We start from the raw sequence: 11528 nt of genomic DNA, 5'->3' as shown, positions 1-11528 counted from the left end.
TAAAGAACTAAAGGATTACAATCCTATTCCGGAGGTTTATCATATGACTAGCAGAAAACAACGAAAGAAGAACGTTTAGAAATCGTTAACTATTGTTTAGATCATGACTCTAATTATAAGGAGACCGCTCAAAAATTTGGCTGTAGTTATGCTCAGGTTTACAACTGGTGTAGAAAGTACAAACTTAAGGGGCTAGAAGGGCTAAACGACAATCGCGGTCGAAAGCCTAGTGAAGATAGCTTAACCGAGTTAGAAAAGGCGAATCGTAAGATCAAAGAACTTGAAAGAAGGCTTGAGATTAGTCAGAATGAAAGTGAATTCTTAAAAAAACTGAGAGAATTAGAAAGGAGTTGGTTACAGGAGAACCTAAACAAAGACTAATCGCTCAAAATCATGCTCTAAAACTGAAGTTATATCAGTTCATTAAAACAAGCCACAAAGAAAAAGGGTGTCCTATCAGTTGACCCTAGAGACCAAACAAATGCATTACTGGAGCCGTTCTAGAAATGAGCTTTGGCATAAGGGAGCCACATCTGGTCATTTCCAACATGTCAAAAGCATCAAGACTGACTGTGATCAGGACACCTTGCTTATCGCCGTGGAACAAGAAGGAGCAGCCTGTCATACAGGAGCCCACAGCTGTTTCTTTACGGATATATATGATGACAGACAAGACAGATAGGAGTAGCTATGTTAGAAACACTTTATAAGGAAGCCTTAGATCGTAAAAAGAATCCCAAAGAAGGGTCTTATACCAATTACCTTTTTGACAAGGGACTAGACAAGATTCTTAAAAAGGTTGGCGAAGAAGCGACAGAAGTTGTGATTGGGGCCAAAAATGCTGATAAAGAAGAAATTGCCAATGAGACTGCAGATGTCCTCTATCACCTAGCAGTCATGCTCGTTGAAACAGGGGTCAGCCCTGAAGACGTTGAAGCCGTACTTAAAGCCCGTCAGGGCAAACAAAGCAATGTTCCATGACCGAAAAGAAGTAACGGATTATTGAGGATTATCTCAACCGATTTGAACTAAGATGAAAAGCCTGAAGTGATGATTCAGGCTTTTTTGCTAGAGGAATTCTAATGATTTTGTCCTTCTAACTACAATGAGAAAGCGCTTTAAAATGCTATAATAGGAGTGAAGAAAGCTCGTTTATTTTGAAAGATTCGGTGTGCTTATTTATACAAATCATTGAGGAAAGGAAGGATGTCCTATGATGAAAAATACTCCTAGTATTTTAAAGCTTTCTCGTTTAGTTATTGTCCTCCTCTGTTCTAGTCTTTTAGACAGAAACCTTACTCTTTTTAGTCAGCTATAGGGTCCAACATACTCTTGTATTTGCTTAATAAACGGTTTCAACATTCCAAACCATAATAGAAATATGTCATCTCTTAAGCTTGGGGCAGCCCTTGAAGGCTTTAAAATACAACTTATAAACCATAGACTACCGTCACGTGATTTCGGTAGTTTTTTAGATTAGAAATATTGCTAATCAATTTAAGTTATGGTTAAAAAACGAAACTGGAATGATAAAGTAAAGAAATGGGTAAAAAAATTATGATATAATGAGACTGTTTGAATGGTGTAGATTTCATTCAAACTAGGAAAAAGAAATGAGGACCTATTATGGGAAAAAAGGTACATTATAAGCTTCACAAGGTTAAGAAGCAATGGGTGACGATTGCCGTCACCTCAGCAGCACTTGCCTCAATTGTAGGTGGTGCAGCCGTAACCAATCAAAAGGTTTCAGCAGATGAAACCACAAAACCAGTTCCTTCGACAACAGCTGAAAGCGATGTCGTAGTTGAAACGCATGAAGTAGCGACTCCAGCAGCAACTGCTACGACAGATGTCACAGCAGCAACAAATGACAAGGCAGCAACTACAGATACTGTAGCAACTCCAGCACCAGCAACGGCTACAACTGACACAACTGCTAATACTGCAGTACCAGCAACAACTGATCGTGCAGCAGTAGTAAATGATGCAACAACAGAAGCACCAGCTACAACTGCGACTGCGACAGATACAACGCTTACAGTAGCTGAAAAACCAAAATCTGGTGTTACTGAAAAAGAAGAAACAGCAGCACTCTCTTTGGACAACATCAAACAAGTTGATGGTAAATACTATTATGTCAAAGAAGATGGTTCATACAAAACAAACTTTGCTGTTTCAGTTAATGGCCAGTTGCTTTACTTTGGTAAAGATGGTGCTTTGACAAGCACATCAACACACTCGTTCACACCAGGTACAACTAATCTAGTTGATGCTTTCTCTTCACATAACCGTGCTTACGATTCTAAGAAAGAAAGCTTTGAGTTGGTAGATGGTTATTTGACACCTAATAGCTGGTACCGTCCAGTCACTATTTTGGAAAATGGTGAAAAATGGCGTGTATCAACTGAGAAAGACTTCCGTCCACTTTTGATGGCATGGTGGCCTGATGTAGATACACAAGTTGCCTACCTCAATACTTTCTCTAAACACTTTAACCTTAACGCAACTTATTCAACCAGCCAAAGTCAATCTGAATTGAATGCAGCTGCTAAGACAATTCAAATTAAGATTGAACAAGAAATTTCAGCTAAAAAATCAACTGAATGGCTTCGTCAAGCAATTGAGTCTTTTGTAAAAGAACAAGACCAGTGGAATACTACAACTGAAAACTATACCCTTGCTGACCACCTTCAAGGGGGAGCTCTTCTTTATGTCAATAATGACAAGACCCCTTGGGCAAATTCTGATTACCGTTTGCTTAACCGTACACCAAGTAACCAAGATGGTTCTCTAAATGGTACAGGAAGATACTTGGGTGGTTATGAATTCCTACTTGCCAATGACGTTGATAACTCAAATCCAGTTGTGCAAGCTGAGCAGTTGAACCAAATTCACTATCTTGTGAACTGGGGATCAATTGTTATGGGTGATAAGGATGCTAACTTTGATGGTATCCGTGTTGATGCAGTTGATAATGTTGATGCAGACCTTCTCCAAGTTTATACAAACTACTTCCGAGCAGCCTTTGGTGTGGATAAATCTGAAGCTAATGCACTCGCTCACATTTCTATCCTTGAAGCTTGGGATTTAAATGATAATGCTTATAATCAAAAACATGATGGTGCAGCCCTTGCCATGGACAATAACCTTCGTTATGCAATTATGGGTGCACTTTATGGATCGGGCTCTTCATTGAAAGATTTGATTACTAGCAGTTTGACAGACCGTACAAATAATAGTAAGTATGGAGATACACAAGCTAACTATATCTTTGCGCGTGCTCATGATAACCTTGTTCAAGATATCATTCGTGATATTGTTCAAAAAGAGATCAATCCAAAATCAGATGGTTATACCATGACTGATGCTGAATTGAAACGTGCCTTTGAAATCTATAATGAAGATATGAAGAAGGCAGAAAAACGTTATACTATTAACAATATTCCAGCTGCCTATGCTTTGATTCTTCAAAATATGGAGCAGGTAACTCGTGTTTATTATGGAGATCTTTATACGGATAACGGCCAATATATGGCTACCAAGTCTCCTTACTACGATGCTATCACAACGCTCTTGAAGAACCGTATGAAATATGTTTCAGGTGGACAATCGATGAAAGTCGACACGTTCAATGGAAAAGAAATCTTGTCATCTGTTCGTTACGGTAAAGATATTATGACTGCTGACCAAACTACGGGTGTAGCAGAAACAAGTAAACATTCTGGTATGTTGACCCTTATTGCCAATAATCAGGATTTCTCACTGGGTGATGGTACTTTGAAAGTTAACATGGGTAAACTTCATGCTAACCAAGCCTACCGTCCATTACTTCTTGGTACTGATAAGGGAATTGTCACTTACGAAAATGATGCAGCAGCAGCTGGAAAAATTAAATACACTGATGCTGAAGGGAACTTGACTTTTAGTGGAGATGAAATTAAGGGGTATCGTACTGTTGATATGAGAGGTTATCTTGGTGTATGGGTACCAGTAGGTGCACCTGATAACCAAGATATCCGTGTTAAAGGTTCAGATAAGAAACTTGACAAGACATTTTCTGCTACTGAAGCATTGGACTCACAAGTTATCTATGAAGGTTTCTCAAACTTCCAAGATTTTGTTGAAAAAGATAGCCAATATACTAATAAATTGATTGCAGAAAATGCAGAACTCTTCAAGTCATGGGGAATCACATCATTCGAGATGGCTCCTCAATTTGTATCGGCTGATGACCGTACCTTCCTTGATTCTGTTATCCAAAATGGTTATGCCTTTACTGACCGATATGACCTTGCCATGAGCAAGAATAACAAATACGGTTCTAAAGAAGATCTTCGTGATGCCCTTAAGGCGCTTCACAAGCAAGGTATTCAAGCAATTGCTGACTGGGTTCCAGATCAACTTTACCAATTGCCAGGACAAGAAGTTGTAACAGCAACACGTGCTAATAGTTATGGTACTCCAAAGGCCAATGCCTATATCAATAACACTTTATATGTTGCAAATTCTAAATCATCAGGTAAGGACTTCCAAGCTCAATATGGTGGTGAGTTCCTTGATGAGCTCCAAAAGAAATATCCACAGTTGTTTGAAGATGTGATGATATCAACTGGTAAGAAGATTGATCCATCTGTTAAAATCAAGCAATGGTCTGCTAAGTACATGAATGGTACTAATATCCTTGGTCGTGGTAGTCGTTATGTTCTCAGTAACGATGCTACTGGTCGCTACTATCAAGTTACTGAGAATGGCATCTTCTTGCCAAAACCTTTGACAGATCAAGGTGGTAAGACAGGTTTCTACTATGATGGTAAGGGTATGGCCTACTTTGATAATAGTGGTTTCCAAGCTAAGAATGCTTTCATTAAATATGCTGGAAATTACTATTACTTCGATAAAGAAGGTTATATGTTAACTGGTCGTCAAGATATCGATGGTAAGACTTATTTCTTCTTGCCAAACGGTATCCAGCTTCGTGATTCTATTTATCAACAGGATGGTAAATATTATTACTTTGGTAGCTTTGGTGAGCAGTACAAAGATGGTTACTTTGTATTCGATGTACCGAAAGAAGGTACTTCAGAAACAGAAGCTAAATTCCGTTATTTCTCACCAACTGGAGAAATGGCTGTTGGCTTGACTCATGCTGGTGGAGGATTGCAATACTTTGATGAAAATGGCTTCCAAGCTAAAGGTACTAAGTATGTTACTCCAGACGGAAAACTCTACTTCTTCGATAAAAATTCAGGTAATGCCTACACAAATCGTTGGGCTGAAATCGATGGTATCTGGTATGAATTCAATGATCAAGGCTATGCACAAGCTAAGAAGGGTGAATTCTACACAACAGATGGCTCAACATGGTTCTACCGTGATGCAGCTGGTAAAAATGTGACAGGTGCTCTTACTTTGGATGGTCACGAATACTACTTCCGTGCAAATGGTGCCCAAGTTAAAGGTGAATTTGTTACTGAAAATGGCAAGATTAGCTACTACACTGTAGATAATGGTTACAAGGTTAAAGACAAGTTCTTCGAAGTAAACGGCAAATGGTACCATGCTGATAAGGATGGTAACCTCGCCACAGGTCGTCAAACAATTGACCACCTTAACTATTACTTCAATGCTGATGGAAGCCAAGTCAAATCTGATTTCTTCACTCTTGATGGTGGTAAGACATGGTACTATGCCAAAGATAATGGTGAAATCGTGACAGGTGCCTATAGCATTGGCGGTAAAAACTATTACTTCAAAGAAGATGGTAGCCAAGTTAAAGGTGACTTTGTTAAGAATGCTGATGGTTCACTTTCTTACTATGATAAAGATTCAGGGGAGCGTCTCAATAACCGTTTCTTGACAACTGGTAACAATGTTTGGTACTACTTCAAAGATGGTAAGGCTGTAACAGGACGCCAAAATATCGATGGTAAAGAGTATTACTTTGATCATTTGGGACGTCAAGTTAAAGGTAGCCCAATCAGCACACCAAAAGGAGTGGAATACTACGAATCAGTTCTTGGAGAACGTGTGACAAACACATGGATCACTTTCCAAGACGGTAAGACTGTCTTCTTCGATGAAAATGGTTATGCTGATTTTGATAAATAATCAATCAATCTAATCTTAATCTGAGAGATTAAGTGAAAAACGATATGATTTGACATGAATTTATAGGTGAAATTTCTTGAAAACGAGAATCGTTTAAAGAAATTTTGCCTTTTTTTGCTCCTTAAAGAAAAAAATCTGACAAATATCAATTTTGAGTCAGAATCGTTGTAAAAGCCATTGTATCAAGGGTTTTAGTGGTTTTTATAGAAAATAGTTTTACTTATCAAATGATATGAAAATGAGAATTGAAAGCCTATGAAATAGGTGTGTTACAAAACTTTTCTAATGTTGCTGTTATGTTACATATAATTTATAAAAAAACAATTAATTCGAGAAATAGTTAGAAAATAATGATATAATGTAATTGTTTGAAATCGGATAGATTTCAGTCTGATTTTGACAAATAAAATCACGGGGAAAATTATAATGGAAAATAAGGTACACTATAAGCTTCATAAAGTTAAGAAGCAATGGGTCACAATTGCAGTTGCCTCTGCAGCACTTGCTACTGTCGTAGGAGGATTGTCTGCAACAACATCTTCAGTTTCAGCGGATGAAACTCAAGATAAGATAGTAACTCAACCAAATTTAGATACAACAGCCGATTTAGTTACTTCTACAGAAGCAACCAAAGAAGTCGATAAACGTACAAATACAAAAGAAGCAGATGTTTTAACGCCTGCTAAAGAAACAAATGCCGTCGAAACAGCAACTACAACGCACACACAAGCAACAGCTGAAGCAGCTACAACAGCAACAACTTCTGATGTAGCGGTGGCAGCTGTTCCAAATAAAGAAGCAGTTGTGACAACAGATGCACTAGCTGTTACAACTGAAAAAGCAGAAGAACAACCAGCAACAGTGAAGGCTGAAGTTGTAAACACAGAAGTTAAAGCGCCAGAAGCTGCTTTGAAAGATTCAGAAGTAGAAGCTGCGCTTTCCTTGAAAAACATCAAAAACATTGATGGTAAATATTACTATGTTAATGAAGATGGTTCACACAAAGAAAACTTTGCCATTACTGTAAATGGTCAATTGCTTTACTTCGGTAAAGATGGTGCCCTTACAAGCTCATCAACATACTCTTTCACACCAGGAACAACAAATATTGTTGATGGTTTCTCAATAAATAACCGTGCCTACGATTCATCTGAAGCTAGCTTTGAATTGATTGATGGTTATTTGACTGCAGATAGCTGGTACCGTCCAGCTTCTATCATCAAAGATGGTGTAACTTGGCAAGCATCAACTGCAGAAGATTTCCGTCCACTTTTGATGGCTTGGTGGCCAAATGTAGATACACAAGTTAACTACTTGAACTACATGTCTAAAGTATTTAACTTGGATGCTAAATACACTAGCACAGATAAGCAAGAAACTTTGAATGTTGCTGCTAAGGATATCCAAGTTAAGATTGAACAAAAGATTCAGGCTGAAAAATCAACACAATGGTTGCGTGAAACTATTTCTGCTTTTGTTAAGACACAACCACAATGGAACAAAGAAACTGAAAACTACTCTAAAGGTGGCGGCGAAGATCACCTTCAAGGTGGTGCCCTTCTCTATGTAAATGATTCACGTACACCATGGGCTAACTCTAACTATCGTCTTTTGAACCATACGGCTACTAATCAAAAGGGTACAATTGATAAGTCAGTTCTTGATGAGCAGTCAGATCCAAACCACATGGGCGGTTTCGACTTCTTGCTAGCTAATGACGTAGATTTGTCAAACCCAGTTGTTCAAGCGGAACAATTGAACCAAATCCACTACCTTATGAACTGGGGTTCAATCGTTATGGGTGACAAGGATGCTAACTTCGATGGTATCCGTGTCGACGCGGTAGATAATGTCGATGCAGACATGCTTCAACTCTACACAAACTACTTCCGTGAGTACTATGGTGTTAACAAATCTGAAGCAAACGCTCTTGCTCACATCTCAGTCCTTGAAGCATGGAGTCTTAATGACAACCACTACAATGACAAGACAGATGGCGCTGCGCTTGCTATGGAAAACAAACAACGTTTGGCTCTCCTCTTCTCATTGGCTAAACCAATCAAAGAACGTACACCGGCTGTAAGTCCTTTGTATAACAATACTTTCAACACGACACAACGTGATGAAAAGACTGATTGGATTAACAAAGATGGAAGCAAGGCCTATAACGAAGACGGAACAGTTAAACAGTCTACAATCGGTAAATACAACGAGAAATACGGAGATGCGTCAGGAAACTACGTCTTTATCCGTGCCCATGATAACAACGTTCAAGATATTATTGCTGAAATCATCAAGAAAGAAATCAATCCAAAATCAGATGGTTTCACAATCACTGATGCTGAAATGAAGAAAGCCTTTGAGATTTATAACAAAGACATGCTCAGCAGCGACAAAAAATATACCTTGAACAACATCCCAGCAGCATACGCTGTTATGTTGCAAAACATGGAAACAATCACTCGTGTCTACTATGGAGACCTTTATACAGATAATGGTAATTACATGGAAACTAAGTCTCCATACTACGATACCATTGTTAACTTGATGAAGAATCGTATCAAGTATGTATCTGGTGGACAAGCGCAACGTTCATACTGGTTGCCAACTGATGGTAAGATGGACAATTCAGATGTTGAACTCTACCGTACAAATGAAGTCTATGCTTCAGTACGTTATGGTAAAGACATCATGACAGCTGATGATACAGAAGGTTCTAAATACAGCCGTACATCTGGTCAGGTAACACTTGTAGCTAACAATCCAAAATTGACTTTGGATCAATCAGCTAAATTAAACGTTGAAATGGGTAAAATCCATGCCAACCAAAAATACCGTGCTTTGATTGTTGGTACAGCTGATGGTATCAAGAACTTTACATCTGATGCAGATGCAATCGCAGCAGGTTACGTGAAAGAAACAGATAGCAACGGTGTCTTGACTTTCGGTGCGAATGACATTAAGGGTTATGAAACATTTGATATGTCTGGTTTCGTAGCGGTTTGGGTTCCAGTTGGAGCTTCAGATGATCAAGATATTCGAGTAGCGCCTTCAACAGAAGCTAAAAAAGAAGGAGAGTTGACTCTTAAAGCGACTGAAGCTTATGATTCACAATTGATCTACGAAGGATTCTCTAACTTCCAAACTATTCCAGATGGTTCAGATCCTTCAGTTTATACTAACCGTAAGATTGCTGAAAATGTTGATTTGTTCAAATCATGGGGCGTAACATCATTTGAAATGGCACCTCAATTTGTTTCTGCTGACGATGGTACCTTCCTTGATTCAGTTATCCAAAATGGTTATGCCTTTGCAGACCGTTACGATCTTGCCATGAGTAAGAACAATAAATACGGTTCTAAAGAAGATTTACGAGATGCGCTTAAAGCACTTCACAAGGCTGGTATCCAAGCGATCGCTGACTGGGTTCCAGACCAAATTTACCAATTGCCAGGTAAAGAAGTCGTAACTGCAACTCGTACTGATGGTGCAGGACGTACGATTGCGGACGCTATCATCGACCATTCACTTTATGTGGCTAACTCTAAGTCATCAGGCAAAGATTACCAAGCTAAATACGGTGGTGAATTCTTGGCTGAACTTAAAGCTAAATACCCTGAAATGTTCAAGGTAAACATGATCTCAACTGGTAAACCAATTGATGATTCTGTTAAATTGAAACAATGGAAGGCCGAATACTTCAACGGAACAAACGTTCTTGAACGTGGTGTTGGCTACGTACTTAGCGATGAAGCAACTGGTAAATACTTCACAGTCACTAAAGATGGTAACTTCATTCCTCTTCAATTGACAGGTAAAGAAAAGGTTGTTACTGGATTCTCAAGTGATGGTAAGGGAATCACTTACTTCGGTACAAGTGGTACTCAAGCTAAATCTGCCTTTGTAACCTTCAATGGTAACACCTATTACTTCGATGCTCGTGGTCACATGATTACAAACGGTGAATACTCACCAAATGGTAAAGACGTTTATCGTTTCTTGCCAAACGGTATCATGTTGAGTAATGCCTACTATGTTGATGCTAATGGTAATACCTACCTTTACAACACTAAGGGTCAAATGTATAAGGGCGGTTACACTAAATTTGATGTTACTGAAACTAAAGACGGTAAAGAGTCTAAGGTTGTGAAATTCCGTTACTTCACTAATGAAGGTGTCATGGCCAAAGGTGTTACGGTTATTGATGGCTTCACACAATACTTTGGAGAAGACGGTTTCCAAGCTAAAGATAAATTAGTAACCTTTAAAGGTAAAACTTATTACTTTGACGCACACACTGGTAATGCTATCAAGAACACTTGGAGAAACATTGAAGGTAAATGGTATCACTTTGATGAAAATGGTGTTGCCGCTACAGGTGCTCAAGTTATCAATGGTCAAAAACTTTACTTTAATGAAGATGGAAGTCAAGTTAAAGGTGGCGTTGTTAAGAATGCAGATGGTACTTATAGTAAGTACAAAGAAGGTTCTGGAGAATTAGTTACTAACGAATTCTTCACAACTGATGGAAATGTATGGTACTATGCAGGCGCTGACGGTAAGACTGTTACAGGTGCTCAAGTTATCAATGGACAACACCTCTACTTTAAAGAAGATGGAAGTCAAGTTAAAGGTGGCGTTGTTAAGAATGCAGATGGTACCTATAGCAAGTACGATGCTGCAACAGGTGAACGTTTGACTAATGAATTCTTCACAACAGGTGATAACAATTGGTATTATGTTGGTTCTAATGGTAAGACAGTAACTGGTGAAGTTAAAATCGGTGCTGATACCTATTACTTCGCTAAAGATGGTAAACAAGTAAAAGGACAAACGGTAACTGCTGGTAATGGTCGTATTAGCTATTACTATGGTGATAGTGGTAAGAAAGCCATCAGCACATGGGTAGAAATCCAACCAGGAGTCTACGTTTACTTTGATAAAACTGGTCTTGCTTACCCACCTAAAGTGTTAAACTAATAGATTGAAAAGGAGAACTTCGGTTCTCTTTTTTCGGCTCTTTTCTACCATTTGTCAAGTCTATCAAGGCTTTAAGTAAAAAAGAGATAAGACAGTATCTATTCTGAGGTTACTGTCTTATTTTTAACCCTTTTTATCCATAAATGGGCATGCTAAAAAAACACCTCATCTGGTATTTTTTGAAACAAGGTGTTACAATAATACGGCATAGACAGCCTTATCGATTTTGGGTCAAAGAGTAATCGTAAAGTTTGTTATGCGTAATGAGGTAATACATTGTTCGAATGAGACGATGTATAGAGGCAATCGTATGTGGCTTAGTTGAAGCTATTGTCGATTGTCTTTTTCGTTTCTCATAAAAGTCAGCGATATGGCAGGGATTAGTATGACTAGCTGAAGCGATGTTGTGAATGCACTTGAACAAGATTTTTCTGGCATAG

At 38.6% G+C, this 11528-nt stretch carries 2 protein-coding genes and 3 pseudogenes; 4 read left to right on the top strand and 1 reads right to left on the bottom strand.

Annotation, left to right across the window (positions count from 1 at the left end):
- Positions 1 to 448: 448 nt before the first annotated feature.
- The 4 genes and pseudogenes from HSISS3_RS05550 to HSISS3_RS05535 all read left to right on the top strand — a co-directional run.
- Positions 449 to 682: pseudogene (locus HSISS3_RS05550) on the top strand (phosphoribosyl-AMP cyclohydrolase); the annotation flags it as partial.
- Between the two features lie 8 nt (positions 683 to 690).
- Positions 691 to 1006 (top strand): annotated as a pseudogene (gene hisE, locus HSISS3_RS05545) (phosphoribosyl-ATP diphosphatase).
- 620 nt (positions 1007 to 1626) lie between these two features.
- The gene (locus HSISS3_RS05540) at positions 1627 to 6108 is read left to right on the top strand and encodes a glycoside hydrolase family 70 protein (RefSeq protein ID WP_021152006.1); all 4482 of its coding nucleotides are present in this window, start codon (positions 1627 to 1629) and stop codon (positions 6106 to 6108) included.
- Positions 6109 to 6534: 426 nt separating this feature from the next.
- Positions 6535 to 11088, top strand: coding sequence for a glycoside hydrolase family 70 protein (locus HSISS3_RS05535; protein WP_021152005.1), 4554 nt, complete (start codon positions 6535 to 6537; stop codon positions 11086 to 11088).
- 217 nt (positions 11089 to 11305) lie between these two features.
- Here the strand turns inward: HSISS3_RS05535 and HSISS3_RS11640 are convergent.
- Positions 11306 to 11528, bottom strand: a pseudogene (locus HSISS3_RS11640) (IS110 family transposase); the annotation flags it as partial.

This window comes from Streptococcus sp. HSISS3 (assembly GCF_000448605.1).
Lineage (GTDB): Bacteria > Bacillota > Bacilli > Lactobacillales > Streptococcaceae > Streptococcus > Streptococcus raffinosi.
Note: the sequence above shows the minus strand (reverse complement) of the source record. Positions and strands in the feature narration are given on the sequence as shown.